Below are 25,486 nucleotides of genomic sequence, written 5' to 3'. Positions count from 1 at the left end.
CTCATGCGAAGGCCCCGGCGGTGAACTCACCGCCGGGGCCGACTCGTCTCGGCGTCGGTCGGACCTGGCCGTTCGGACCGGGTCCGTCAGACCGCGCCCGCGATCCGGGCCGCCTTGTGGCCCAGCTCGACCGAATAGCTCTGCCCCCGGTCCTGCGGGTAGATCTGCGACATGGTCGCGAGCGTCACCCGGCTGAGTTGGGTGCCGTGGCCGGGGATCAGCGCCTTGTACTCGGGCGTGACCACGGGCTGAGCGAAGGGCGCCCGGGAGAAGTGCCAGTCCTGGATCCAGGAGCGGTCGAACTGCGGGTTCAGCCGCTGGAGATACGGCAGGTACCGGTCCAGCAGCTCGGCCGGGTCGGTGGTGAAGCGCCAGTCGTCGCGCTCGACGTAGTTGCCCACGTAGAGGATGTGCCGGCCGCCGTACTGGGCGCGGTCGATCATCTGCGTGTGCTCGACGACCGCGAGGAACGGGAAGTCGGGCTCGTTGATGTTGAGCCAGTAGTACGGGATGGCGCTGCGGTCCAGCTCCAGGACGAAGCAGGTCGCGCCCAGGTACTGGTTGCGCCAGACGGCGTCGTCGGCCGGTACGTCGGCGGCCTTGGCGAAGGCGGGCTGCGGGGTGGTGACGATCAGCTGGTCGAAGGTGTACGAGGCGCCGTCGGCGGTGCGCACGGTGACCGGCCCGTCCTCGCCGTCCTGCCGGATCGTCTCCATCCGCTTGCCGAACTCGACCTTGCCGCCGCGCTCGGCGATCCGGTCGCGCAGCGTCGCGTACACGCGCTCGAACCCGCCGTCCAGATAGCCCAGCTCGAAGGTGCGGCAGTGCACCCGCGCCCACAGCCAGGCCATGGACACCTGGTCGGCGCGGTCGCCGAACTTGCCCCGCAGCAGCGGCTCCCAGACGGCCTCGGTGGCGCGCCGCCCGGCCCACTTGCGCACCCAGCTCAGGGCGGTGCGGTCGTTGAACTTCTCGCCGTCGCGGACCACCTTCAGCCACGCCGACGACAGCCCGAAGCGGATGCCGGCGGGCAGGCCGTACAGCGGGGAGGTCAGCATCTCCAGCGGGGTGCTGAAGGGGTGCATCCGGCCGCCCCGGTACACACCGGTGGTGGTCTTGTGGAAGCGCAGGTCGCCGCCGAGGCCCAGTTCCTCGATGAGCTCGATCATCTGGCGGTCGCTGCGGAAGATGTGGTGGTAGTAGCGCTCCAGCGGCACTCCCCCGACGGGGATCGACGCGGCGAGCCCGCCCAGTTCGTCGGCGGCCTCCAGGACGGTGACCGCGTGGCCCTGCTTGACCGCGTCGTACGCGGCGGTGAGGCCGGTCGCGCCCGCGCCGATGACGCCGAGATTCATGCGAAACTCCACTTTCTGTTGAGCACGAACTGGAGGGCCAGCACCAATGGCAGCGAGCCGGCCTTCACCAGGTTCGGGTCGATGCCGAGCCCGCGGGAGAACACCGCGAACAGCACGAACGTCAGGGTGATGCCGGTCAGGCCGACGGCGTAGAAGCGCAGGTAGCGCATCAGCAGCCGGTCCCGCTTGTCGAAGGTGAACAGGGCGTTCAGGACGAAGTTGTTGGTGATGCCGAGGCTGGTGGAGAGCACGTTGGCCACCTGCTCGTGCATCCCGGCCACGTTGTAGAGCAGCAGGAACGCGCCCATGTCGAGGAGGACTCCGCTGCCGCCGACCAGCGCGTAGGTGATCAGCTGGCGGAGGTCACGGGTGCGGGTCCGGGTGCCCTCCAGGGCGTCAGTCGCCATGGCCGACGCCGTCGGCGCGGTCGCCCTCGGCACGGTCGCCGGCGGCTTCCGTCTCGTACGCGATGACCTGCCGCACGGTGTACAGGGGCCGACCCTGCACCTCGTTGTAGGTGCGCCCGATGTAGCTGCCCAGCACGCCGAGCGACAGCATCTGCACACCGCCGAGGAACAGGACGGTCACCATCAGCATCGTCCAGCCGGAGACCGTGATCTCCGGCCGCAGCACCTTCATGGCGAGCGCGTAGACGATGCCGATCAGCGAGAACGCCAGCACGGCGAAGCCCAGCTTGGTGATCATCCGCAGAGGCGCGGTGGAGAAGCCGGTCAGCCCGTCGATGGCGAGGCGCGCCATCTTCTTCAGCGGGTACTTGGTCTCGCCCGCGAACCGCTCGTCGCGGTCGAAGTGCACCTCGCTCTGCCGGAAGCCGATCGAGGCGACCATGCCGCGCACGAACCGGCTGCGCTCGCGGAAGCGCCGCAGCTCGTCGGCTGCGCGCCGGTCCATGAGCCGGAAGTCGCCGGTGTCCACCGGGATGTCCACCTCGGTGGAGGAGCGCAGCAGACGGTAGAAGGCGTGCGCGGTGGTCTTCTTGAAGAACGAGTCCTGCCGGCTGCGCCTACGGGCGTGCACGATCTCCGCGCCCTCCCGCCAGGCGTCGACCAGCTCGAGGCTGACCTTCGGCGGATCCTGGAGGTCGGTGTCCATGACGATCACGGCATCGCCGCGCGCCACGTCGATACCGGCCGTGATGGCCATCTGGTGCCCGAAGTTGCGCGCGAAGTCGACGATCCGGACGCGCGGGTCGTTCTTCGCGATGTCTTCCAGGATGGGCAGCGTGCCATCGGCGGAGCCGTCGTTGACGTACACCAACTCATAGGTGAACTCTGTGCGTTCACCAAGTGCCGCCACGAGTTCCTCGTGGAAGTGACGGATCCCGTCCTGCTCGTTGAAGACGGGCAATACATATGAGACGAGTGCGGCGCCGCCACGCTGGCGGGGCACGTGCGCCCCCTGCACCCGGCTGTCTATGTCTGGCATTCGGCGAACGTAGGGGCACGATATGAACCCGCTGTAAACGCGTAATTAGCATTGGGATGCGATGAGTCGACATATGCCGCTCGCCTGCCCGAATGGCCGCCAAGTCGACCTATGCCCGCGCGTACCGCACCTCAATCCCGGTGATCACCAACTCCAGCCCTTCCGTGAAATGCAGGTCGTAGTCGGCGAAGATCTCCGCGCCCGCCTTCGCCGCCAAGGGGAATTCACTCATCAGCCGGGCCCGCTCCTCGACGTCGTATCCCTCGCGCCGCTCGTCGGGCAGCGGCTGGACGCCCTGCTCCTCGGTGACGAAGCCGATCGTGTACAGGTACGTCGTCGAGGTCGCGCGGACGGCGTCGGCGAGGGCGAAGCCGGCCGCCGTGAAGAGCCGCAGGCTGTCCTCCATCTGCTCGGCGTGCTCGATGCCGGTGAAGCGTGAGCCGCTGAAGACCTTCGCGCCGTCGCGGTAGCCGCGCAGCGCCTCGCGCAGCCCGTGATTGGACTTGCGCAGCCGGTCCTGCCAGGTGTCGGCGGGGTCGAGGGCCGCGCCGGCGACCATCCGCCGGTACATCTCCGTGGCCATCTCGTCCAGCAGCGCCTGTTTGTCCTTGAAGTGCCAGTACAGGGCGGGCGCTTTCACGTCCAGCTCCTTGGCGATGGCCCGCAGGGTCAGCCCGTCGAGGCCCACCTCGTTCAGGAGCCTGAGTGCGGTGTCCGCGACCCGCGCGCGGTCGAGGGGGGCTCGTCGTCCGGTGCTCACACTTGACAGTTTAACGCCGTTAAGGCCACGCTGACGGGGAACGGTACTTAACGGCGTTAAGGAGAGACTGGTCATGACGGCACAGACGCGGACCGACGTACTGATCGTGGGCGCGGGCCCCACCGGCCTGACCCTCGGCATCGACCTGGCCCGGCGCGGGGTGGACGCGGTGGTGGTGGAGCGGGGCGACGCGCTCGCCCGGGGCTCGCGAGGCAAGGGTCTGCAGCCGCGCACGATGGAGGTCTACGACGACCTCGGCGTCCTCGACGAGATCCTCGCCGCCGGGGGCCCGTACCCGGTGGGCATGCTCTGGACGGACGGCAGGCGGACCGGCGAGTTCCCGATGTTCGACCCGGCGGAGGACGGCGAGGAGGACTCCCGGTTCACCGGCCCCTGGATGGTCCCGCAGTGGCGCAACCAGGAGATCCTGCGGGCCCGCCTGGAGCAGCTCGGCGGGTCGGTGGCCTTCGGCCGCGAGCCGGCGCGGATCGAGCAGGACGAGACGGGCGTGACGGCGTACTTCGCCTCGGGCGAGCCGGTGCGCGCCCGGTACGCCGTCGCCGCCGACGGGGGACGCTCGGCGGTGCGGCGGGCGCTGGGCATCAAGATGACGGGAGAGCTGCTCGACCCGAACCCGACACTGGTGGCGGACGTCCGGATCGCGGGCCTGGAGCGGACGTTCTGGCACATCTTCCCGCCGAGCGGGGAGGGCTCGGAGTTCCTGGCCCTGTGCCCGCTGGCCGGGACGGAGGACTTCCAGCTGGTGGCCCGCTTCCCGGCCGGGACGGACCCGGATCTCTCCCCCGAGGGCATCCGCGAGCTGGTCGCCGACCGCACCCACCTCGCCGCCGAGGACGTCACGGAGGTCGGCTGGGCGTCCGACTTCCGCCCGCGCGCCGCTCTGGCCGACCGCTTCCGCGAGGGCCGGATCTTCCTGGCCGGGGACGCGGCGCACGTCCACTCCCCCGCCGGCGGCCAGGGCCTGAACACCAGCGTCCAGGACGCCTACAACCTGGGCTGGAAACTGAGCGCGGTACTGAGCGGACGGGCTCCGGAGGCGTTGCTGGACACGTACGAGGAGGAACGGCGTCCCATCGCCGCGGCCATGCTGGGCCTGTCGACGGCCATCCACCGGGGCGAGGCCCGCCGGGGCGCGAAGACCCGCCAACTGGGCCTGAACTACCGGGACTCGTCACTGTCCGAGGAAACAAGGCCGTCAGCGGGTGCGCTGCGCGCCGGCGACCGTGTCCCTGACCTGACGGTGGACGGCGTACGACTCCACGACAGGCTCAGGGGCCCGGACTGGACACGACTGGAGCTGGCCGAGGGGATCTTCCTGGTCCGCCCGGACGGCTACGTGGGCTGGGCGGGCGAGACGGAAGAGGGGATGGAGAAGTACCGGGTACGCATCGGCCTTTAAGGGGCGCGGGGCTGTATCGACATGCGGCTCCGCCGCGTGGGCGCAACCAGCCACAACGCACCCGCAGCCGGCGTCTACGCGCTCGCCAGCGACAGCTTCACCGCGAACCCGAGGAACAACGCCCCCGCAGCCGAGGTGACGCCCGCCGACAACCGCCGACGCCGCCGGAAGGCACCCGCCAGCTTCGTCCCACCGAATATCAGCGCGGTGAGATACAGGAAGCTCGCGACCTGCGCGAACGCGCCCAGCACCACGAACGACAGCGCCGGATACGCGTACCCCGGATCGACGAACTGCACGAAGAAGGCGACGAAGAACAGAATCGCCTTGGGATTGAAAAGGCTGATGACCAGCGCACGGCGGTAGGGCCGCTCACCGGCGACGACAGGATCCCCGGCCTCGGCGACCAGCTCCCGGCGAGACCGCCACATCCCCCACGCGGCCCGCAGCATCCCGATCGCGAGCCAGGTCAGATACCCGGCCCCCGCGTACTTCACGATCCCGAACAGCACGGCGTTGGCCTGCAGCAGGGAGGCGACGCCTGCGGCCGACAGGGTCATCAGCACGGTGTCCCCGCACCACACCCCGGCCGCGGCGGTGTACCCCGCCCGGACGCCCCGCCGGGCGGCGACGGAGAGGACGTACAACGAATTGGGCCCGGGCAGCAGGACGATCAGGACGAGTCCTGCCAGATAGGTGGGAAGGTCGATGACACCGAACATGGAAAAGAGTCTCGCACGGGGGTATGACACCCCCTAGAACGCGTCCGCGGGAACGTACGTCCCCCACACCTCGCGCAGCGCGTCGCACACCTCTCCGACCGTCGCCCGGGCCTTCAGCGCGTCCTTCATCGGGTACAGGACGTTGGACTCCCCCTGCGCCGCCGTCGTCAGGGCGGCCAGGGCAGCGTCCACCGCCCGCCGGTCGCGCTCCGCGCGCAGTCCCGACAGTCGCTCCGCCTGTCGGGCCTCGATGGCCGGGTCGACGCGGAGGGGCTCGTACGGGTCCTCGGCGTCCAGCCGGAAGCGGTTGACGCCGACCACGACCCGGTCGCCGGAGTCGGTCTCCTGGGCGATGCGGTACGCGCTCTGCTCGATCTCGTTCTTCTGGAAGCCGTGCTCGATGGCGGACACCGCGCCGCCGAGGTCCTCCACCTTCCGCATGAGCTCGAGGGCCGCGCCCTCGACGTCGTCGGTCATCCTCTCCACGGCGTACGACCCGGCGAAGGGGTCGACCGTCGCCGTCACGTCGGTCTCGTAGGCCAGCACCTGCTGGGTGCGCAGGGCCAGACGGGCGCTCTTGTCCGTCGGGAGCGCGATCGCCTCGTCGAAGGAGTTGGTGTGCAGCGACTGCGTGCCGCCCAGCACCGCCGCCAGGCCCTGGACCGCCACCCGGACCAGGTTCACCTCCGGCTGCTGGGCCGTCAGCTGGACGCCCGCCGTCTGTGTGTGGAAGCGCAGCATCAGGGACTTCGGGTTCCGTGCGCCGAACTCGTCCCGCATGACCCGCGCCCAGATCCTGCGCGCCGCGCGGAACTTGGCGACCTCCTCCAGGAGCGTCGTGCGGGCCACGAAGAAGAAGGACAGCCGGGGTGCGAAGTCGTCGACGTCCATGCCGGCCGCGACGGCGGTGCGGACGTACTCGATGCCGTCGGCCAGCGTGAAGGCGATCTCCTGCGCCGGGGACGCGCCCGCCTCCGCCATGTGGTAGCCGGAGATGGAGATCGTGTTCCACCTCGGGATCTCGGCCCGGCAGTACTTGAAGATGTCCGCGATCAGACGGAGGGAGGGCTGGGGAGGGAAGATGTACGTCCCGCGCGCGATGTACTCCTTCAGGACGTCGTTCTGGATCGTGCCCGTGAGCCGGTCGGCCGGGACGCCCTGCTCCTCGCCGACCAGCTGGTACATCAGCAGCAGCAGCGCCGCCGGGGCGTTGATCGTCATCGACGTCGACACCTTGTCGAGCGGGATCCCGTCGAACAGCACCCGCATGTCCTCGACCGAGTCGACGGCGACCCCGACCTTGCCGACCTCGCCGTGCGCGATCGGGGCGTCGGAGTCGTGGCCCATCTGGGTGGGCAGGTCGAAGGCGACCGACAGGCCCGTCGTGCCGTGGGCGATCAGCTGCCGGTAGCGGGCGTTGGACTCCACCGCCGTGCCGAAGCCCGCGTACTGACGCATGGTCCAGGGGCGGCCGGTGTACATCGACGGGTAGACGCCCCGGGTGAAGGGATACCCGCCCGGCTCGCCCAGCTTCTCGGCCGGGTCCCAGCCCGCCAGGTCCTGCGGCCCGTAGACGGGCTCGATGGGCAGTCCGGACTCCGACTCACGCGCCATGGGTGCGATGCCTCCCGACGAGCGACTGCTCCGACGATTGGACGATTCGATCAGGGGACGATCGGATCATTAGGACGATTACGCTGAGCCCCTGTCATAACAATGCCGCCCCGTTCGCGAAGCGTCATCCGGGGGGAACATCTCTGGCATGCGGATGCGGAGATCGATCACCGTCCTGGCCGGCACGGCGGCCCTCGTGACGGTGTGCGGCTGTAGCGTGCAGGCCCCCGGGGCGGACGGAAAGGCGCGCCCGCCCCTTCTGGGCGACGCCGACCCGACAGCCTCGGCCGGCGCCCCGGTCACCGACGGCCGACCGAGCGGCCCGGGCAAAGCCACCACCGGTGCCACCACCGGTGCCACCCCCAGTGCCCCGCCTCCCGCGGTCCTGTGGTCCCGCGGCGACTCCGGGCGCGCCGTGCGCGAGCTCCAGGCCCGGCTGCGGCAGGTCGCCTGGCTCTACACCGGACCCACGGGGACGTACGACGACACCACCGTGCGGGCGGTGCAGGGCTTCCAGGGCAAGCGCGGGCTGCCGAAGACCGGGAAGACGGACACCGTCACCTGGCAGCGGCTGCTGCGGATGACCCACGAACCGGGGAAGTGGGAGCTGTATCTGATGGGCGGTCAGCCGGCCGCCGCGCCCGATCCCCGGTGCCTGACCGGGCGGGTGCTGTGCATCGACAAGACGACCCGGACCCTGCGCTGGATGATCGACGGCCGGACCGTCTCGACGGTGTCGGTCCGCTTCGGCTCGCAGTACACGCCCACCCGGGAGGGTGTGTTCCACGTCTACTGGAAGTCCCGCGACCATGTGTCCACGCTCTACGACTCGCCGATGCCGTACGCGATGTTCTTCAGCGGCGGCCAGGCGGTGCACTACTCGTCCGACTTCGCGGCCCGCGGTTACGCCGGTGCCTCGCACGGCTGTGTCAACGTCCGGGACGAGGCGGCGATCGCGGATCTCTTCGCGCAGGTGAGGAACGGCGACAAGGTCGTCGTGTCCTGGTAGGCGCTGCTGCCGGAGGGGGAGTTTGTGGCGCGAGCGGGACCGGGGGAACGTGTCCCGCCCGCGCCGAGCGCACGAGCCGAAGGTACGGGGGGAACCCCGGCTCGGTGCAAGGGCCGATGACCAGTCGGCTCACTTGTTACTGCGCCCCGGCCGCCGAAAACGTCACACCCACCGAGAAAAAACTTCAACGATCTACGAAGTCGCAGTTCAGAGGCGTCTAGTGATGGCCGTGGCCGCCGTGGCCGCCGCCGTTTCGTCCCTGGTGGCCGCCACCGTCCCGACCGTTGCCGCCGTGGCCGCCGTGGCCGCCATTGCGGCCGTCGTGACCGCCGTCGTCTTCCTCGTCGTCGTCGCCACCGCTGCCGGCGCCGGACTTGTCGCCCAGGTTGCTCCCGGGGGTCAGTCCGTTCTGACCGCCGGAAGACGTCTGGCCCTTTCCGGTGTCCCGGCCGGTGGTGCCGTTGCCGGTGCGGGCGTCGCCGCGGGCGTTCCCCGCGGGGGAGTTGCCGAGGACGCCCGCGCAGTACGCCGACACGCGCTTCGCGCCGCCGGCCAGGTTCTCCAGGCTCTTGCGGCGGTCGGCGGCCAGGGACTTGCCGGCGTTCAGGTCACGGCAGGACGAGGCCGCCTCGGACGGCCGGCTGCCGCCCGTGTCCGGGGCGGCCACGGCGTCGTCGTCGCCCGCGCTGCTGTCGCCGCCTGCGGTGCTGCCGTCCGAGTCGCCTGCCTCGCCGGTCTCGCCTGTTTCACCGCCGTCCGGTGTCGCGGAGTGCTCCGCGCCGCCCGAGACCTCCGGGGCGGGTGGGACGAGCGGGCGGTCGGGGACCACGGGGGCCGAGACGGAGGCCGCGGGGCGACCCGGTTCGTCGTCGTCGAACGGGATCGGAAGTAAGCCGGACCCGGCCACGACCGCGACCCCGCCGGCCATCCCGACGGCCAACGACGCGGCCAACCCCAACCGCGCGGGCCGACTCCACCGAGAACGGCGCCCCGCCGCCCGAACCCGACCGCCGATCCGGACCAGCCCGGCGTCGACCGAGTCCGCACCGACAGAGTCCGCACCGACCGAACCGGGACCCGGACCGGCCGTGCCGGAGAGGCCGGTGGGGGCGGTGGGAGCGGTGTGGACGGCGAGGTCGGTGCGGTCTGCCTGGGCCTTGCGGAAGGCCGCCAACGCGGCGGCCTCGCCCGGGAGTTCCTCGTCGGCGGGCAGCGGCTCGGCTGCCAGCGCGGACAGGGCGGACAGCGTCCGCGCGAGCCGTTCGGCCTCTTCGCCGGCCGCGGACCCGCCGGCCACAGCATCGTCCGGTGATTCACCGCGCAGCAGACGCTCCGCCGTCTCGCGGTCGAGCCATCTGTCCTGCTTGTCGGCCATCACATGTCCTTCTGCGTCCGGGGACGCGCATGCGTCACACCCGCGGACGTCACCGCGCGCGAGCGCGATCCTCGCTGAGGCGGCAGTGCGTCGAGCGCCCCGGCCGTCTCCGGATCCTCGCCGAGCAGTTCGGCGAGCTTCTTCAGACCGCGGTGTGCGGCCGTGCGTACGGCGCCGGGCCGTTTGCCGAGCGTCTCGGCGGCCGTCTTTGCGTCCAGTCCCATCACCACCCGCAGGACGACGGCCTCGGCCTGGTCCTGCGGCAGCCGGGCTATGAGGCCGAGGGTGCGGCCGGTGGCCAGCGCCTCGATGGCCTCGCCCGCGGTGTCGGACTCGGCGGCCCGGCCGGTCAGCTCCGTCTCATCGGCGACTGTAGCGGGCCGCCGCCCGCGCATGCGTATGTGGTCCAGGGCTCGGTTGCGGGCGATCCGGGCCGCCCAGCCCCGGAAGCGGTCCGCGTCCCCGGTGAACCGCTCCAGGTCACGGGCTATCTGCAGCCAGGACTCGGAGGTCACGTCCTCGGCGTCGAGGTCGCCGACGAGCGTCCGCACGTACCCGAGCAGCCGCGGGTGCACCGTGCGGTACACAGTCCGGAACCCGGTCTCGTCCCCGTTCTGTGCCGCGAGCACCGCGGCTGTCAGCTCCGCGTCGTCCCCCACGTCGTGGTTCCTCGGTCGATGGATCGCGGTTTCTGGACCGCAGGTCGTTGCGGTGGTCTGCCGCTTGGCCGTCCGGCGCGAAAGGCACGTTACGACCTGAAACCGCCGCACGTCCATGTCCGTAGAACATGCAACTGACTCGTGACTCAGTGAGGTGTGACAGAAAACGCACTCATGGCGCTGTAGGGAATACGGGCCGCCGCGCGGCCCGTGCCGCGCGACGGCCGGGGCCTCTCCTGTGGGGGGTGGCGGCCTCGGCCGTTGCCTTGGCGTAAGGGCTTACTTGCTCGTCGCCTTGTCGGTGGCCCCGTTCGCGGCCTTGTCGGTGGCCTCGGACTTCTGGGGCTTCGCGGACTTCTCGGGCTTCTCGGGCTTCTCCGCGTTCGGCGTCTTCTCGGCCTTCGGCCCGCCCTGCGCCGCGCAGTACGCGGGGACGTTCTTCTCGCCGCCCGCCGCCGTCACCAGCCGCTGCCAGGCCGTCGAGTCCAGCGCCTTGCCCGTCCCCCGCACGTTCTCGTAGGCCCGGCAGTGGGCCTCGGTGTCCTTGGCGTTCGCGGGGCGCTCGCGGCCGACGGGGGCGTCCGGAGCGCCGGAGGGGGCGGCGGACCGGGCCTCGGACGCCGTCGCCGTCGCCGTCGCTTCGGGGCGACCGGCGTCGCCGTCGCCGTCCGTGGCGGAACCGATCGCGGCGTACGCGGCGCCGCCCAGTGCGAGGCCGGCGACCGCCACGGAGAGCGTGGTCCGCAGCGAGCGGGCGGTGTGCCGCCGGGCCGCCTGCGGCCGCCAGTCGTCCCGGCGCCGGGTGCGGGCGGCCTGGAGCGCGCCCGCGTCCCGGGCCGTCCGGAACGCGGCGACGGCCCGAAGCTCGCCGGCGTCCCGTACGGCGTCCGGGTCGTCGGTCTCGCGCAGGGCCGCCGCGAGCAGCGCCTCCACTCCACCGTGCGGTCCGGATCCGGCGCCGCCAGGGTGCGCACGCCGACGGCCGCGGGCTGCGCCGCCGCTCATCCGTTCACCCATGTCCGCGTCCGCCTCTGTCCGGTTCGTTCTCTGTTCGGTTCGTTCGCGTGATTGCCCGTGAAAACGTTCGTGGGAACTTCGTGGGAACTTTCGTCGGAACGTTCGCCGTCCCTGATCGATACGGGCCGTGGCCGCCGCTGTTCACCTTGACTCCCCCAGCGTCCGGGGGCCGTCATCCGTCACACCTTCGCCCGCGCCCTCGCCCGCGCCCTCGACGCCGAGTTGGCGGGCGAGCCGTTTCAGACCCCGGTGCGCGGCCGTGCGGACGGCGCCGGGGCGCTTGCCGAGGACGCGGGCGGCGGCGGGGCCGTCCAGCCCGACCACGACCCGCAGCAGCACGGCCTCGGCCTGGTCGCGCGGCAGCCCGCGGACCAGGTCCAGGGCACGCTCGGTGGACAGGGACTCCAGCGCCTGGTCGTGGGTGCTGTGCGGCCCGGGCAGGTCGAGGACGGCGTCCTGCTCCAGCACCGCCGAGCGCGGCCGCACCCGCAGCCGCCGCAGGTGGTCGAGGGCCCGGTGCCGGGCGATGGTCGCCGTCCAGCCGCGGAACCCGGCGCCGTCGCCCTTGAACCGGCCGAGGTCCCGGGCGATCTCCAGCCAGGCGTCGGAGGCCACGTCCTCGGCGTCGTCGCCGACGATGCCGCGCACATAGCCGAGCAGTCCGGGCTGCACGATCCGGTACGCGACGGCGAACGCCGCCTCGTCGCCGCCTTGTGCCCGTGCCACCGCCGCGCCCAGTTCCCCGTCGTACGGCTGTGCGCGCCGGGGTTCCCCTCCCTGGCCCAAGACTGTCCTCGTTCGTACGGAGTTCGTTGCGGGCGCGCGACTCCCCCGCCGGACGCCGGGTCCTGACGCGGCCGCGCTCCCACGGTCATCAGCGCCGGGCCACACAGAAGTGTCACAGCGGCCGCAGCGCAGGACGCCCCCGCCACCCCCCTCGTCTCATCTCATCGCGTCCCGGCACAGCAGCCGTAGCGAGCCATGGCCGCCGAAGCAGCGGCGGGCCTCGTCGAGGGGTTCCCACAGGCGGCCGTCGGGGGTGCGGACCCAGTGGTCGCCGCCCGCGGCCCACCACTCGGCGCCGGTCTGCCGGACGATCACCTCGCCGGCGTAGGCGCCGAGCCCGCGCAGGGTGTCCGCCACGGCGGAGTACGGCGCGGCCGCGCGCCGCAGGTCCTCGATCAGGCGGTCGACGCGCCACAGGCTCTGCGCGGAGTGGTCGAGGTGTCGCCGCGTGCCGTCGGGCGCGGCGGCCACCGCCTCCGCGGCCCACCGCACGGGTCTCGTCGCGGCGGAGGGTCGGGGCGGCGGCTGTCCGGTCTGCTCGGTCGTCGTACGCGTCACACTCGGAAGAGCGAGGTCAGGCCGTGTTTTGTCACTCGCTTCCGGGCCCTCCCCGAGACCGGCGCAGAACCGGCCCGGCTCCACCGCACGACGAGCACAGAAGTGATACTTCCGCGCTCCCGTGCGCTCCTTGAGTGATGAGCGCGTACCTCCAGCTCCGCGCCGTACCGCCTGTGGCACTGCGCAACAGCGCGACCTGGCTGCGGAAGCTGTTCGACGACGACCAGGACATCGTGCGGGACCGGATGAACCGGCACCGCGCGCGGACCCTCGACGGCCGCTACGGCGACCACCAGTTGCTCTACCCCGACGCCCCGGTCGTGCTCGGCGGGGAGCGCGTGCACCGGGCCGGTTCGAAGGAGCCGCCGTGCGTGCTGCTGACGGTGGCCCAGACGATCCGGGTCGCCGGCTTCCTCGCGGACAGCGACTTCGACGACCTGTGGCTTCCGGCCCGTGCCGAGCTACTGCCTCGCTACGGCGGCGCGGCCGAGGAGACCCGCACCCGGGCCGCCTTCGCCTCGGCGCACCGGGAGCTGACGGCGTTCTACACCGCGACCGCCCGGCACCGGGACGCCGTCGTCAAGCGGCTGATGCCCGTGCCGTGAGCGGCCCCGGCCCCGCTCACTTACGTCCCCTGGCCCGCCGGGACACCACCGCGCGCAGCACCCGGCGGCCCTCGGTGGACACCTCCAGGGCCCGGCGCAGTCCGCCCGCGCCGTGGTCGGCGAGCACTTCCAGGACGGTGATCTGGCGGCGCAGCTCGGCGGCGACCAGGGGCGACATGCCCTCCGTGCGGCCTTCCCGGCGCGAGTCGACCGGGGAGGCGTCCAAGGGCCGGTCGAGGAGGCGGTGGACCTGCAGCGAGGCGACGGAGCAGGCGTCGGCCCACATCCGTACGTCGGCGTCGGAGCGGTCGTCCGGGGCGGCGGCCAGCATCCGGCGGACGAGCAGCGCGGCCTCGTCGCCGTCCTCGTCGCCGTCCTCCTGCGGGGACTCCAGCCTGCCGCGCGCCTGCTCCAGCAGCTTGCCCCAGTCGCCGGCGTCCGAGGACTCCGTGAGGTTCCCCCACAGGGGTCGCAGGATCTCGTCGTCGCCGCCGAGCAGCGGCACGCACCGATCCAAACAAGCCAGCCCGCTGGCAGCCAGTCCGCGTTCGTCGGCCTGAGCGATCAGTTCCACCAGGCTCATCCACGCCTCCCTCGCCAGGGCGCCGACCTTAACGGAGCCCACACTTCCCCTTACTGCGTGCGACGGGCCGGGAGTGTCACAGGAGAGGTTTCGGCCAACCAGGGCTTCAGGTCGGGCGGCAACCCGGGCTTCGGTGCGGGCTTGCGTGCGGGCTTGCGTCGGGCTTCAGCCCAGCCGTCCCGCCAGCGCCTTGAACTGGGTCCAGGTCAGGTCCGGCGTCCCCGCGTCCCACAGCTTCTGCGAGGTCGCCCGCAGCGGCATCCGGATGCCCGCGGCGACCTGCGCCTGCGTCTGGGAGTTCGCGAGGTCGCACCAGACCGCGAGGGAGCCGCCGAGTATCTGGGCGTCGTACTTCGCGGCGACCGGTGTCGTGCCGCGCAGCACCCGCGGGGTCCACTGCTCGTAGATGCGCTGCCCGGTCGGGTAGACGAAGGTCTGCGGCTCGCCGAGGACGTAGTACAGGTACTCGTCGTTGTAGTTGAGCACCTTGCGCCCCGCGCTCAGGTACTCCACCGGCTGCCGCGCGCCGATCTCCTTGCCGGTCCAGTACGCGACCACGAGGTCGGAGGCCGGCTTCACCGACGTACCGCGGAAGAAGCCGTCGTTCCACACCCGCATGGCCCGGTCGTGGGCGCGGACGGTGTCGGCGCGGTCGTTGAGCCAGCCGGTGGCGAGGTCGGCGACGCCCGCGCCGGAGCCGTACCGGGCCGTCGCGGCGGCGGCGAGCTGGGGGTAGGAGGCGGCGGGGCTGGACACGGTGAGGGCCTGGTACTCGTCGCCGCCGAGGTGCCAGTAGGCGCCGGGGAACAGGGGGGCGTATTCGTTCAGCAGGTCGTCGAGGAGGCTCGCGGAGGCGTCCTTGGAGATGTCGATCGCCCCGCGGGTCGCCACGCCGTTCACGTTGCGCAGCTGCAGCTCGGGGTGGGCGGCGAGGACGGCGCCCAGGTGACCGGGCGAGTCGATCTCGGGCACGACGGTGATGTGCCGCTGGGCCGCCAGCGCGACGATGCTCTTGACCTGCGCCTTGGTCAGGTGCTCCTTGGCGACGATCTCCGGGTGGGTGTCGGACTCGATCCGGAAGGCCTGGTCGTCGGAGAAGTGCAGGCCGAGCTGGTTGAACTTCAGGTCGCCGAGTTCGCGCACCCGGTCCTCGATCCAGGCGGCGCTGAAGTTCTTGCGGGCGATGTCCAGCATGAACCCGCGCTGCGGCTTGGCCGGCTGGTCGCGGACCACGCCCTCCGGCGCCGTACCGCCGCCGTGCACCTCCTGCTTGAGGGTGCGGGTGCCGTAGAACACGCCGGCGTCGGAGGGCCCGCTGATGGTGACCCGCCCGCCCCGCACGGTCATGGTGTACGACTCCGGGTTCGCGCCCTTGCCGTCGTTGAGCGCCAGCCGCAGGTCCCCGGCGCGCACGTCGTCCTTCTCGCCGGCGTACGTCAGTCCCAGTTCGCCGGCGACCAGTCGGCCCTCGTCGGCGAGCCGGGAGTCGCTCACCACGACGCGTTTCGCGGTCGCCGGACGCCAGCCGGGGCCGCGCGCCGGGGTGTGGGTGCGGACGGCGGGGATGGTGCGGGGGGTGGTGGACAGGGCGTAGGAGCGGCTGGGCGTCGGGCTCGCGGTCGTGGTGGCGGCCGAGGTCCCCGCGGAGGTCCCGGCGGCGGCCTGCTGGGAGGCGGCCGACCCGGCCGGCGTCCCGTCACCGCCCCCGGAGCCGGACGAGGCCCACAGCCCCGTCCCCACGCCGAGCGCTGCGACCAGCCCGCCCGCCAGCAGCGCCGGTGCGACGACCTTCCGCTGCGGCTTCTTCGGGGCTTTGCGATGCCTGTGCCTGCTCACTCCGCCAACCGTACGACGCTCATCCGGCGGAAGCGCGCCGAAGACCGCGCGATGGAGTCCACGACACGTTCTGAAACTCTCTCGTTCGGGTGAAATTCAGGCATCGGTCAGACACGTAGTGACCGCTCTCGGTAACGTGACGACACATCTTTCACTGCATCCCCTGCCACATCACTCGTGACGCGAGGATCCACGCTGCCTGCGCACCGCCTTTCCCATCTCTCCGGCCGCCTCGCCATACCGGCGCAGACCCGGACCTCACCCGCACCTCTGCTGGACGGCTTCAACTCCGCCTCCGCCGACGCGGCGCACCACACCCTCCTCGCCTGCCTCCGTAGCCTCCGCTGGGCCCGCCGCGTGGCCGACCACCGCCCCTACCCGACGCTGGAAGCCCTCCTGGCCGCCTCCGACGAGGCCGCGTACGACCTGGCCCCGGCCGATCTGGCGGAGGCGCTGGCGGCAGAGGCCCTGCCGACCCTGCCGGAGGACACCTACGGGGCGGCCCACATGGCGCTGGGCGCGGCTCACGCGGCCTACGAGGCGAAATTCGGACATGTGTTCGTCATCTGCCTGGACGGCGTCCCGCAGGACGAGTCCCTGGACCACGTCCTCGAAGCCATCCGGTCACGATTGACAAACGATCCGGAGGACGAGCGGGTGGGAGCGGCAGAAGAACTCCGCCGCCTCGCAAAGCAACGCCTGACCGACCACCTGAGGGGCGCGGGGCTGTGACATCAGCGGCTCCGCCGCGGATCGCGACCCGCCACGTTCAAGCCACGCCCGGCAGACAAACCGCACCCCCCGACCCAGATGCCGCAAACCTCACCCATACGCGTGCCAGTTTGATCACACCGGTACTCCCGGCGTAAGCCCAGCGGCAGCGCGTCGCTACGATGCTGGGGGCCGGTGGACCGTACCCGGCCGGGCCCGTCCGACACCGAAGCCGGCAGGCCCCAATCCCCGCTCCCGGAGGGTTCTTCCGTGCCGGCTGGAACGCTGTACCGCGGCCGGGAAGGAATGTGGTCCTGGGTGGCTCATCGAGTCACCGGCGTCCTCATCTTCTTCTTCCTGTTCGTACACGTGCTGGACACCGCTCTCGTGCGTGTCTCCCCCGAGGACTACGACAAGGTCGTAGCCACGTACAAGACCCCGATCGTCGCCGTGCTCGAGTACGGCCTCGTCGCCGCCATCCTCTTCCACGCGCTCAACGGTCTGCGGGTCATCGCCGTCGACTTCTGGTCGAAGGGCCCGCGCTACCAGAAGCAGATGCTCTGGAGCGTCGTGGGCCTGTGGCTCGTGCTGATGCTCGGGGCGATCTACCCCGTTCTCGGGCACGCCGCTCGTGAACTGTTCGGGAGCTGACACCGATGGCCACCACTGAAACCACCGCAGCCGGCATCGGCCCCGTCGAGGGCGGTTCCGTCTACAGCGTGGACAACCCGGCGCCCGTCATCGAGGCTCCGCGCAAGCGCACCAAGAAGACCCCGAAGTCCACCCGGGGCAACTTCGAGATGGCCGCCTGGCTGTTCATGCGTCTGTCCGGCGTCGTGCTGGTCGTCCTGGTCCTGGGCCACCTGCTGATCCAGCTCGTGCTGGACGGCGGCGTCTCCAAGATCGGCTTCGCCTTCGTGGCCGGCCGCTGGGCGAGCCCCTTCTGGCAGGTCTGGGACCTGGCGATGCTGTGGCTCGCGATGCTGCACGGGGCCAACGGCCTGCGCACGGTCATCAACGACTACGCGGAGCGCGCGAACACCCGGCTGTGGCTGAAGGGCCTGCTCTACACCGCCACGGTGTTCACCATCCTGCTGGGCACGCTGGTGATCTTCACCTTCGACCCGAACATCCGCTAGGCACGGGGTTGCGAGAATCATGAAGATCCACAAGTACGACACCGTCATCGTCGGCGCGGGCGGCGCCGGTATGCGCGCCGCGATCGAGTCGACGAAGCGCAGCCGCACCGCCGTGCTGACCAAGCTCTACCCCACCCGGTCCCACACGGGTGCCGCGCAGGGCGGCATGGCCGCCGCGCTGGCCAACGTGGAGGAGGACAACTGGGAGTGGCACACCTTCGACACGATCAAGGGCGGTGACTACCTGGTCGACCAGGACGCCGCCGAGATCCTGGCGAAGGAGGCCATCGACTCCGTCCTCGACCTGGAGAAGATGGGCCTGCCGTTCAACCGGACGCCCGACGGCACGATCGACCAGCGCCGGTTCGGCGGTCACAGCCGCAACCACGGCGAGGCCCCGGTCCGCCGGTCCTGCTACGCGGCCGACCGCACCGGCCACATGATCCTGCAGACGCTCTACCAGAACTGCGTCAAGCACGGCGTGGAGTTCTTCAACGAGTTCTACGTCCTCGACCAGCTGATCACCGAGGAAGACGGCGTCAAGAAGTCGTCGGGCGTCGTCGCGTACGAGCTCGCGACCGGCGAGATCCACGTCTTCCAGGCGAAGGCCGTGATCTACGCGTCCGGCGGCACCGGCAAGTTCTTCAAGGTGACGTCGAACGCGCACACGCTGACCGGGGACGGCCAGGCCGCCGTGTACCGCCGTGGGCTGCCGCTGGAGGACATGGAGTTCTTCCAGTTCCACCCGACCGGCATCTGGCGCATGGGCATCCTGCTGACGGAGGGCGCCCGCGGTGAGGGCGGCATCCTGCGCAACAAGGACGGCGAGCGCTTCATGGAGAAGTACGCGCCGGTCATGAAGGACCTCGCGTCCCGTGACGTCGTGTCCCGCTCCATCTACACGGAGATCCGCGAGGGCCGCGGCTGCGGTCCCGAGGGCGACCATGTCTACCTGGACCTGACGCACCTCCCGCCGGAGCAGCTGGACGCCAAGCTCCCGGACATCACCGAGTTCGCGCGCACCTACCTCGGCATCGAGCCGTACACGGACCCGATCCCGATCCAGCCCACCGCGCACTACGCGATGGGCGGCATCCCGACGAACGTCCAGGGTGAGGTCCTCAGCGACAACACCACGGTCGTCCCGGGTCTGTACGCGGCCGGCGAGGTCGCGTGCGTGTCGGTGCACGGCGCGAACCGGCTGGGCACCAACTCGCTGCTGGACATCAACGTGTTCGGCAAGCGGGCGGGCATCGCGGCGGCGGAGTACAGCCAGCAGGCCGACTACGTCGAGCTGCCGGAGAACCCCGCCCAGCAGGTGATCGACCAGGTCGAGCACCTGCGCGCCTCCACGGGCACCGAGCGGGTGGCGGTCCTGCGCCGCGAGCTGCAGGAGACCATGGACGCGAACGTCATGGTGTTCCGCACCGAGCAGACGATCAAGACGGCCGTCGAGAAGATCGCCGAGCTGCGCGAGCGCTACCGGAACGTGTCGATCCAGGACAAGGGCCGGCGGTTCAACACGGACCTGCTGGAGGCCATCGAGCTGGGCAACCTGCTCGACCTGGCCGAGGTCATGGCGGTGTCGGCGCTGGCCCGCAAGGAGTCCCGCGGCGGTCACTACCGCGAGGACTACCCGAACCGCGACGACGTCAACTTCATGCGCCACACCATGGCGTACCGCGAGGTCGGCGACGACGGCAGCGAGACCGTCCGTCTCGACTACAAGCCGGTCGTGCAGACCCGCTACCAGCCGATGGAGCGTAAGTACTGATGGCAACCCCTGTTCTGGACAAGGCGGACGCGGCCGGCCAGCCCGAGCCCGGCTTCGCCGACTCTCCCTACATCACGGTCACCCTGCGCGTCCGCCGCTTCAACTCCGAGGTCTCTGCGGAGGCCACCTGGGAAGACTTCCAGCTGGAGATCGACCCCAAGGAGCGGGTCCTCGACGCCCTCCACAAGATCAAGTGGGACCTGGACGGCACGCTGACCTTCCGCCGTTCCTGCGCGCACGGCATCTGCGGCTCGGACGCGATGCGGATCAACGGCAAGAACCGCCTGGCGTGCAAGACGCTGATCAAGGACATCAACCCCGAGAAGCCGATCACGGTCGAGCCCATCAAGGGCCTGACGGTCCTCAAGGACCTGGTCGTCGACATGGAGCCGTTCTTCCAGGCGTACCGCGACGTGATGCCCTTCCTCATCACGAAGGACACCAACGAGCCGACCCGGGAACGCTTCCAGACGGCCGAGGACCGCGAGCGCTTCGACGACACGACGAAGTGCATCCTCTGCGCGGCCTGCACGTCGTCCTGCCCGGTGTTCTGGAACGACGGCCAGTACTTCGGCCCGGCGGCCATCGTGAACGCCCACCGCTTCATCTTCGACTCGCGTGACGAGGCGGGCGAGCAGCGCCTGGAGATCCTGAACGACAAGGACGGCGTCTGGCGCTGCCGCACGACGTTCAACTGCACGGACGCCTGCCCGCGCGGCATCGAGGTCACCAAGGCGATCGCAGAGGTCAAGAAGGCCCTGATCACCCGGCGCTTCTGATCTTCTGTCGTTCGTCAGCGGGTGAGGGCCCCGCTCCCCTGGTGGGAGCGGGGCCCTCCTGCGCTACAGCTGGCTGAGGATCGTGGGGTCGGTGATCCTCAGGTCGTTCGCCAGCATCATCGCCTTGCTCAGGATCACCGCCAGGCCCCGGTCGCCCTCGAAGGGCAGGTAACCGGTCCCCGGCGCCGCGGAGTCGGCGCCCGGGACGATGCAGAGGTACTGGTCGTTGGGGGTGCGCAGGATGTTGGTCGAGCCCAGGTGGATCCGGTAGGTGTGGCGGTCGCCCTTCACCTGGAGGAAGCGGCCCTCCAGGGTGCAGCGGTCGGCTATCGCCAGGCGGGGGATCAGGCGTTGCAGGAGGGTGCGGCGGGTTTCCGCGGTGGCGTTGAGCTCGCCGAAGCTGTAGCCCGTCCAGTACTCGCGGAAGCGGCCGCCGGGGCCGCCGTCCTGCCAGGTGGGGTCGTTGCCGACGCTGGCCACGCCGACGAACAGGTCGACGTCGCGGAGGACTTCGGTCAGGACCAGGGGTGGGATGTCCGACAGGGGCAGCGGTTCGACCGGGGCCTCGCCGTCGTGGAGCCACATGCCGTACTCGCCGCCGGCGCAGTGCGCCCGGTTCTGCGGGGCGTCGATCGGGTAGAAGCGGACCTGGTCGGTGCGCAGCCGCAGGAAGCTGCCGGAGTCGGTGACGTCCTGGTCGTTCTCGCCGCCGTCGCCCTCGATCCAGTACTCGGCCCGCAGGCCCCAGCGCGGGAGGTCGCGGGTGGCGGGCGGGGCCGTGTCGTCGACGGCGAGGCGGAGCCTGTTGGTCCAGCCGCGGGCGGCCGCCAGGGAGTGGAACTGGTGCTGGCGCAGGATGTGGGCGGCGAAGCGGTTGGAGTAGGTCCCCGTCGTTCGTTCGGCGTCCGTCAGCGGGTACACCTCTCGGTGGGCCTGTTTGAACGGCTGCGTGATCTCGTGGCGTTCCAGCCAGTCGCGCCAGGCGACGATCTCGGCCGGGGGGTGCTCCACCGGGTGCCAGAGGCGGACTTCCGCGCCGGCCGTGACCGGCTCGTCCGTCAGGGTGCGCAGGGCTCCGTCGGCATGGCCGACCGTCGTGCCGTCCACCGTCCACAGCAGTCGGCGGGCCAGGGCGCCGACCAGGGGGTGGTCGAGGTAGCGCTCGCGCCAGGTGTCGTAGGACCAGGTGCGGTCGGCCAGGAACTGGCGGTCCAGTCGCTCGCTCTGTGCCGAGAGCATCTTGTCGACGTCCTTGACGGCCGCCTTGAGGTCCTTCAGTTCCTCGGCGTGGTCGCGCTTCACCGCGGCGGGCACGCTCTTCACCGCCTTGCCGGCCGGGTTGCGCCAGCTCAGCACCGCCTTGGTTCCCTGGACTTCGACCACGGCGGTGATCTCGCCCAGGCGCTGCTCGGTGCGGCCCACCTCCGTCAGGCCGTAGGCGGGGACGGCCAGTTCCTCGATCTCGTCGCGGCCCAGGCCCAGCGCCCGCGCGTGGGCGTCCAGGGCCGCGTCGAGGAGCTTGAGGGTGCCCTTGAAGGTGACGCGGGCGGCGAGGCGGGCGAGTTCGGCGAGGGCCGCTGCGCCGTCGGTGCGGGCGAGGGCGTTGACCGCGGCGTTGGCGACCTTCGGGTTGCGGGGGCCGAGGCCCGCGACCTTCCTGAGCGAGGTCTCGACGAGGGCGCCGAGGGCGCGGGCGGTGTCCGGGTGGGCCGGGAGGAGGGAGACGAGCCAGGTCAGGCCGCGCAGGGCGTTCGCGTTGCAGGGGTCGTAGGCGCCGTTGACGTCCGGCTCGTACTGTCCGCGGTCCAGCTCGAAGGTGCGTGGGCGGCCGGCTAGGGCGAACCAGCGGATCGCCGCCTCGCGGACGCGCTCGGGGCCGACCGCTTCGGTCAGGGCGGCGGCCCGCTCGTCCCACTTGGCGGAGGGCTTCGCGGCGGTGGCGGTCGCCGCGTGCGCGAGCAGTTCCTGCCAGGCGGGGCCGACGGCGGGGTCGGCGGCGGCGTCCCGCAGGGCCTGTTCCGCCCATTCCTCGCCGACGTTGAGGGCGGGCTCGGTGAGCTTCTTCGCCGTCTCGGTCAGGTCGCGGTTGTCGTACGCCTGGAGGGCGGAGCGGCGGAAGACGGCGACGACGGCGGGGGCGACCGGGCGGCCCGCGGCCAGCTCGGCCTCGACCAGGGCCTCGTAGCGGGCGCCGTACCAGAAGGAGTGCTGCCGGGAGATCTCGTCGAGCAGGGCTGTCCGCTCCGCGGCCAGGCGGTTGTGGGGCGGCAGGTCGCGGGAGACGATCCCCAGCAGGATCAGGGCGTTGTTCCGGGCGGTCGGGCCCGACCGGTCCGCGTGGTACTGCGTCACGAGGCCGTCGGCGAGGCGCGACCGCGCCTGCGGCGGGAGTTCGCACAGCCGGTTCAGCACGCCCTCCCACAGGCCGGTCCAGCCGCCGTTGTTGATGTGCGCGGCCTTGAGCAGGTCGGCGGCCAGCGCCTCGAAGTCGCCGTCGGCGGAGCGCTGCCGGATCAGGTCCTTGTATCGCTGGACGTGGCCCATCGTCATCCCCCGACCAGCGGCACGAGCTTCAGGAACGTGACCTCGGCGCCGAGCGGCAGGTCGATCTCCTCGTCGAGCTCGGTGACCTGACGGTCGCCGACCAGCACCAGGAAGCCGTTGCCCGCGAAGGCCCTGAGGGCGAGGGCGGTCTGCGCCTCGGGGTCTATCCGGCGTGGGGTGCGCAGCGCGTAGCCGGCCGGCACCCGCTCCGTGCCCTCCGGCTGCACCAGGCCCTGGAAGACCTCCGGCCGGCGCGCGTTGAACTCGGCGACCTCCTGGAACACCCGGCGCCGGATCAACTCGCGCACGGCGAGCCGCTCCTCGGCGATCTCCAGCCCCCAGCCGGCGCCGCGGCTCCCGCTTGTCGTCTCGTCGACGAACGTCACGATTCCCATGCCGACGACGGTACGGGCCGGCACTGACAACGGCCCGGGAGCGGCTGTCCGACGCCCGTACGGACGCCGCGTCGAGGAAGCCCGTTGCGCCGCCCCCGCCTTAATCTGACGTCATGTCAGATGACTGGTCGTACGACCTGCTCGGGTTCGACAACGTCCTGCTTCCCGTCGGCGACCTCGGCGAGGCCGTCGGCTTCTACGAGCGGGCCGGGTTCGCGGTGGCGTTCCGGCTCGACGAGGCCGGGATCGTGTTGCTGAAGGTCGGGGGCGAGACGCCGGGGATTCTGCTGCGGCAGGAGGAGGGGCTCGGGCATCGGCCGCCGGCGTGGCCGTCCACGCGCGTGTGGATGGAGGTGCCGGACGCCCGGGCGGCGGCCCGGCGGCTGGCCGGCGCCGGGATCGCCGCGCTCGATCCGCCGTTCTCCGTGGCCACCGGGTGGACCGTCGAGATCGCGGATCCCTGGGGGAACGTCCTCGGGTTCACGGACTACTCCAAGCGGCCCGAGCTCGGACGCCGACCGGGTTGAGCATGCTCGGTTGAACGTGTTCAAAAACAGGTCTACAGTTTCCCTGTCAGCGTTTTGAACGTGTTCAAGAGCGCATTCGGATACGCGTTCGCGTGCAAGCGTTCGCGAAAGGGTGGGGAACATGGACCGCACGGTCATCGCCTACGTCATCTACCTCGTCGTCAGCATCGGACTGACCGTCTGGGTGGCCAGGACCCTCAGTCGCAACGGGCGGATCTTCCTCGCCGACGTGCTGCAGGGGAACGAGAAGCTCGCCGACGCCGTCAACCACCTCCTGGTGGTCGGCTTCTACCTGGTCAACCTCGGCTTCGTCGCGCTCTACCTGAGCGGCGACGACACCATCGAGGACACCCGCGGCATCTTCGAGGCCCTGTCGACCAAGGTGGGCGTGGTGCTGCTGGTGCTCGGCGCGATGCACCTGGGCAACGTGTACGTGCTCAACCGGATCCGGCGGCGCGGGATCATGGAGCGGGAGCAGCTCCCGCCGGTCGCCCCGCAGGGCTGGGTCACCCCGTCGGCGCCCACGGCCGGGGCGTGACGACCATGGCCGCCGAACAGGCCGCCGCCGCGGACCGGGACGCCCTCCGCGTCCCGGTCCGCGGGCTCACCGTCCTCTACGACCCCGACTGCTCCCTGTGCGCGTTCCTGCGCGACTGGCTGGGCCGGCAGCCGCAGCTGGTGCCGCTGGAGTTCCTCCCGGCGGCCTCCGCCGAGGCCTGCGCCCGCTTCCCCGGGCTCGACCACCGCGCCACCCTCGACGAGATCACCGTCGTCGGCGACTCCGGGCAGGTCTACACGGGCGCCGCCGCCTGGATCGTCACCCTGTGGGCGCTGCGCGAGCACCGCCCGATGTCCCACCGGCTGAGCACGCCCGCCGGGGCGAAGGTCGCGCGGGCCGTCGTGCTGGCCGCGGCCAAGTGGCGCGACGGGCAGGGCGCGGGCTGGGGCGGGGGCGTGTACCGCCGTGGCGACGGATGGTCGTACGACCCGTACCAGGGCTGGGCCTACAACCCGCCCACCTGTGCCGACGGCTCCTGCTCCACTCGTTAGGCTCCCTTCCGTGCCTGCGAACATCGAGAACCCCGGCGAGAACCCCGGCGAGAACGCCGACCGTGGCGACGCCGACCCCGGCGACATCGGCCACGACGACGCCGCCGCGCCCGTCAGCAAGTCCGAGCAGACCCGCGCCCTGATCCTGGAGACGGCGATGCGGCTCTTCCAGGAACGCGGCTACGACAAGACGACGATGCGGGCCATCGCCAAGGAGGCCGGGGTCTCGGTCGGCAACGCGTACTACTACTTCGCCGGCAAGGAGCACCTGATCCAGGGCTTCTACGACCGGCTCGCCGCCGAGCACCGGGCGGCCGTCCGGGACGTCCTGGCGCGCGAGACGAGCCTGGAGGCCCGGCTGGCGGGGGTGCTGCGGGTCTGGCTGGACGTGGCGACGCCGTACCACGAGTTCGCGGTCCAGTTCTTCAAGAACGCGGCCGACCCGGACAGCCCGCTGAGCCCGTTCTCCGCCGAGTCGGAGCACGCGCGCGTGGAGGCCATCGCCGTCCACAAGGAGGTGCTCGCGGGGTCGAAGGCGAAGGTGCCGGAGGAACTGCGGGAGGTGCTGCCGGAGTTGATGTGGCTCTCGCAGATGGGCCTCGTCATGTACTGGATCTACGACCGCACCGAAGGGCGCGAGCGCAGCTACCGGCTGGCCGGGCGCGGCGCGCGGCTCACCGCGCGGGGTGTGGCGCTGGCCCGGTTCCGGGTGCTGCGGCCGCTCGTCCTGGAGGTGCACGACCTGTTCACGGACTTCCTGCCCGGCATGACGAACGCCCTGCCGGATCCGGCAGGGCGCTCGGGCAAGGTCGGTTGACCGCG

The 25,486-nt window shown here is 71.2% G+C and carries 27 protein-coding genes; 12 read left to right on the top strand and 15 right to left on the bottom strand.

Translation table 11 applies throughout. The annotated features are described in order from the left end of the window. Positions 1–86: 86 nt before the first annotated feature. The 4 genes from ABZ725_RS02245 to ABZ725_RS02230 form a co-directional block, all read right to left on the bottom strand. Positions 87–1,355: an NAD(P)/FAD-dependent oxidoreductase gene (locus ABZ725_RS02245; protein ID WP_358800914.1), complete on the bottom strand. Its 1,269-nt coding sequence runs from the start codon at positions 1,353–1,355 to the stop codon at positions 87–89. Then, positions 1,352–1,762 (bottom strand): GtrA family protein, encoded by a 411-nt coding sequence (locus ABZ725_RS02240; RefSeq protein WP_358800913.1) that lies wholly within the window; start codon positions 1,760–1,762, stop codon positions 1,352–1,354. The genes ABZ725_RS02245 and ABZ725_RS02240 overlap by 4 nt, the downstream gene beginning before the upstream one ends. Next, entirely contained in the window at positions 1,752–2,801 is a 1,050-nt protein-coding gene (locus tag ABZ725_RS02235) for a glycosyltransferase family 2 protein (RefSeq protein ID WP_351908731.1), read from the bottom strand. The genes ABZ725_RS02240 and ABZ725_RS02235 overlap by 11 nt, the downstream gene beginning before the upstream one ends. 109 nt (positions 2,802–2,910) lie before the next feature. Continuing rightward, complete coding sequence (locus tag ABZ725_RS02230; protein ID WP_351908729.1) at positions 2,911–3,561, bottom strand: TetR/AcrR family transcriptional regulator C-terminal domain-containing protein; 651 nt, start codon at positions 3,559–3,561, stop codon at positions 2,911–2,913. Between the two features lie 73 nt (positions 3,562–3,634). Here ABZ725_RS02230 and ABZ725_RS02225 point away from each other — a divergent pair, with 73 nt between their 5' ends. Next, the gene (locus tag ABZ725_RS02225) at positions 3,635–4,981 is read left to right on the top strand and encodes an FAD-dependent monooxygenase (protein ID WP_358800912.1); all 1,347 of its coding nucleotides are present in this window, start codon (positions 3,635–3,637) and stop codon (positions 4,979–4,981) included. A gap of 74 nt (positions 4,982–5,055) precedes the next feature. Here ABZ725_RS02225 and leuE read toward each other — a convergent pair whose 3' ends face one another. Next, entirely contained in the window at positions 5,056–5,703 is a 648-nt protein-coding gene (gene leuE / locus ABZ725_RS02220; protein ID WP_358800911.1) for a leucine efflux protein LeuE, read from the bottom strand. A gap of 33 nt (positions 5,704–5,736) precedes the next feature. Beyond that, the gene (locus ABZ725_RS02215) at positions 5,737–7,317 is read right to left on the bottom strand and encodes a methylmalonyl-CoA mutase family protein (protein ID WP_358800910.1); all 1,581 of its coding nucleotides are present in this window, start codon (positions 7,315–7,317) and stop codon (positions 5,737–5,739) included. 154 nt (positions 7,318–7,471) lie between these two features. Here ABZ725_RS02215 and ABZ725_RS02210 point away from each other — a divergent pair, with 154 nt between their 5' ends. Continuing rightward, positions 7,472–8,326 (top strand): L,D-transpeptidase family protein, encoded by an 855-nt coding sequence (locus ABZ725_RS02210; RefSeq protein WP_358801356.1) that lies wholly within the window; start codon positions 7,472–7,474, stop codon positions 8,324–8,326. A gap of 217 nt (positions 8,327–8,543) precedes the next feature. Here ABZ725_RS02210 and ABZ725_RS02205 read toward each other — a convergent pair whose 3' ends face one another. The 5 genes from ABZ725_RS02205 to ABZ725_RS02185 form a co-directional block, all read right to left on the bottom strand. Next, positions 8,544–9,701: a hypothetical protein gene (locus ABZ725_RS02205; protein WP_358800909.1), complete on the bottom strand. Its 1,158-nt coding sequence runs from the start codon at positions 9,699–9,701 to the stop codon at positions 8,544–8,546. Then, on the bottom strand, positions 9,701–10,360 hold the full coding sequence (locus ABZ725_RS02200; RefSeq protein WP_358800908.1) for an RNA polymerase sigma factor: 660 nt from the start codon (positions 10,358–10,360) through the stop codon (positions 9,701–9,703). The genes ABZ725_RS02205 and ABZ725_RS02200 overlap by 1 nt, the downstream gene beginning before the upstream one ends. Positions 10,361–10,639: 279 nt before the next feature. Beyond that, positions 10,640–11,365, bottom strand: a complete 726-nt coding sequence (locus tag ABZ725_RS02195; protein ID WP_358800907.1) for a hypothetical protein — start codon at positions 11,363–11,365, stop codon at positions 10,640–10,642. Positions 11,366–11,518: 153 nt separating this feature from the next. Then, on the bottom strand, positions 11,519–12,163 hold the full coding sequence (locus ABZ725_RS02190) for an RNA polymerase sigma factor (RefSeq protein WP_358800906.1): 645 nt from the start codon (positions 12,161–12,163) through the stop codon (positions 11,519–11,521). A 156-nt stretch (positions 12,164–12,319) separates the two neighbouring features. Then, positions 12,320–12,721: a hypothetical protein gene (locus ABZ725_RS02185; RefSeq protein WP_358800905.1), complete on the bottom strand. Its 402-nt coding sequence runs from the start codon at positions 12,719–12,721 to the stop codon at positions 12,320–12,322. A 137-nt stretch (positions 12,722–12,858) separates the two neighbouring features. On the opposite strand from ABZ725_RS02185, the gene ABZ725_RS02180 reads away from it, so the two are divergent. Beyond that, positions 12,859–13,326, top strand: coding sequence for a DUF1877 domain-containing protein (locus tag ABZ725_RS02180; protein ID WP_358800904.1), 468 nt, complete (start codon positions 12,859–12,861; stop codon positions 13,324–13,326). A 16-nt stretch (positions 13,327–13,342) separates the two neighbouring features. Here ABZ725_RS02180 and ABZ725_RS02175 read toward each other — a convergent pair whose 3' ends face one another. Both ABZ725_RS02175 and ABZ725_RS02170 read right to left on the bottom strand, forming a co-directional pair. Continuing rightward, positions 13,343–13,909: a hypothetical protein gene (locus tag ABZ725_RS02175; protein WP_358800903.1), complete on the bottom strand. Its 567-nt coding sequence runs from the start codon at positions 13,907–13,909 to the stop codon at positions 13,343–13,345. A 165-nt stretch (positions 13,910–14,074) separates the two neighbouring features. Beyond that, positions 14,075–15,745: a glycoside hydrolase family 20 protein gene (locus ABZ725_RS02170; RefSeq protein WP_358800902.1), complete on the bottom strand. Its 1,671-nt coding sequence runs from the start codon at positions 15,743–15,745 to the stop codon at positions 14,075–14,077. A 177-nt stretch (positions 15,746–15,922) separates the two neighbouring features. Between ABZ725_RS02170 and ABZ725_RS02165 the strand changes: the two genes are divergently transcribed. From ABZ725_RS02165 to ABZ725_RS02145, 5 genes are all read left to right on the top strand, one after another. Next, entirely contained in the window at positions 15,923–16,477 is a 555-nt protein-coding gene (locus tag ABZ725_RS02165; protein ID WP_358800901.1) for a 2-oxo-4-hydroxy-4-carboxy-5-ureidoimidazoline decarboxylase, read from the top strand. Between the two features lie 249 nt (positions 16,478–16,726). Continuing rightward, positions 16,727–17,107, top strand: a complete 381-nt coding sequence (gene sdhC / locus ABZ725_RS02160; RefSeq protein WP_351908706.1) for a succinate dehydrogenase, cytochrome b556 subunit — start codon at positions 16,727–16,729, stop codon at positions 17,105–17,107. Positions 17,108–17,112: 5 nt separating this feature from the next. Further along, on the top strand, positions 17,113–17,595 hold the full coding sequence (locus ABZ725_RS02155; RefSeq protein WP_351908704.1) for a succinate dehydrogenase hydrophobic membrane anchor subunit: 483 nt from the start codon (positions 17,113–17,115) through the stop codon (positions 17,593–17,595). A gap of 19 nt (positions 17,596–17,614) precedes the next feature. Further along, positions 17,615–19,369 carry a succinate dehydrogenase flavoprotein subunit gene (gene sdhA, locus ABZ725_RS02150; protein WP_358800900.1) on the top strand — a complete coding sequence of 585 codons (1,755 nt, stop codon included), beginning with the start codon at positions 17,615–17,617 and terminating at the stop codon, positions 19,367–19,369. After that, positions 19,369–20,148 carry a succinate dehydrogenase iron-sulfur subunit gene (locus tag ABZ725_RS02145; RefSeq protein WP_351908700.1) on the top strand — a complete coding sequence of 260 codons (780 nt, stop codon included), beginning with the start codon at positions 19,369–19,371 and terminating at the stop codon, positions 20,146–20,148. Before sdhA ends, ABZ725_RS02145 begins: the two co-directional genes overlap by 1 nt. A 63-nt stretch (positions 20,149–20,211) precedes the next feature. Here ABZ725_RS02145 and ABZ725_RS02140 read toward each other — a convergent pair whose 3' ends face one another. Continuing rightward, a complete protein-coding gene (locus tag ABZ725_RS02140) occupies positions 20,212–22,698 on the bottom strand; it encodes a DUF4132 domain-containing protein (RefSeq protein WP_358800899.1) in 2,487 nt (828 codons plus the stop codon). After that, on the bottom strand, positions 22,695–23,087 hold the full coding sequence (locus ABZ725_RS02135) for a hypothetical protein (protein ID WP_358800898.1): 393 nt from the start codon (positions 23,085–23,087) through the stop codon (positions 22,695–22,697). The genes ABZ725_RS02140 and ABZ725_RS02135 overlap by 4 nt, the downstream gene beginning before the upstream one ends. Before the next feature lie 113 nt (positions 23,088–23,200). On the opposite strand from ABZ725_RS02135, the gene ABZ725_RS02130 reads away from it, so the two are divergent. The 4 genes from ABZ725_RS02130 (at position 23,201) to ABZ725_RS02115 (ending at position 25,481) form a co-directional block, all read left to right on the top strand. Beyond that, the gene (locus ABZ725_RS02130) at positions 23,201–23,614 is read left to right on the top strand and encodes a VOC family protein (RefSeq protein ID WP_358800897.1); all 414 of its coding nucleotides are present in this window, start codon (positions 23,201–23,203) and stop codon (positions 23,612–23,614) included. Positions 23,615–23,735: 121 nt separating this feature from the next. Further along, positions 23,736–24,152, top strand: a complete 417-nt coding sequence (locus tag ABZ725_RS02125) for a hypothetical protein (RefSeq protein WP_358800896.1) — start codon at positions 23,736–23,738, stop codon at positions 24,150–24,152. Positions 24,153–24,157: 5 nt separating this feature from the next. Next, complete coding sequence (locus tag ABZ725_RS02120; RefSeq protein ID WP_358801355.1) at positions 24,158–24,664, top strand: DCC1-like thiol-disulfide oxidoreductase family protein; 507 nt, start codon at positions 24,158–24,160, stop codon at positions 24,662–24,664. Between the two features lie 85 nt (positions 24,665–24,749). Beyond that, a complete protein-coding gene (locus ABZ725_RS02115; RefSeq protein WP_358801354.1) occupies positions 24,750–25,481 on the top strand; it encodes a TetR family transcriptional regulator in 732 nt (243 codons plus the stop codon). Positions 25,482–25,486: the final 5 nt, after the last annotated feature.

This window comes from Streptomyces sp. NPDC006872 (assembly GCF_040635845.1).
GTDB lineage: Bacteria > Actinomycetota > Actinomycetes > Streptomycetales > Streptomycetaceae > Streptomyces.
The sequence above is the reverse complement of the archived record's forward strand: the minus strand, read 5'-3'. Positions and strand labels throughout refer to the sequence as shown.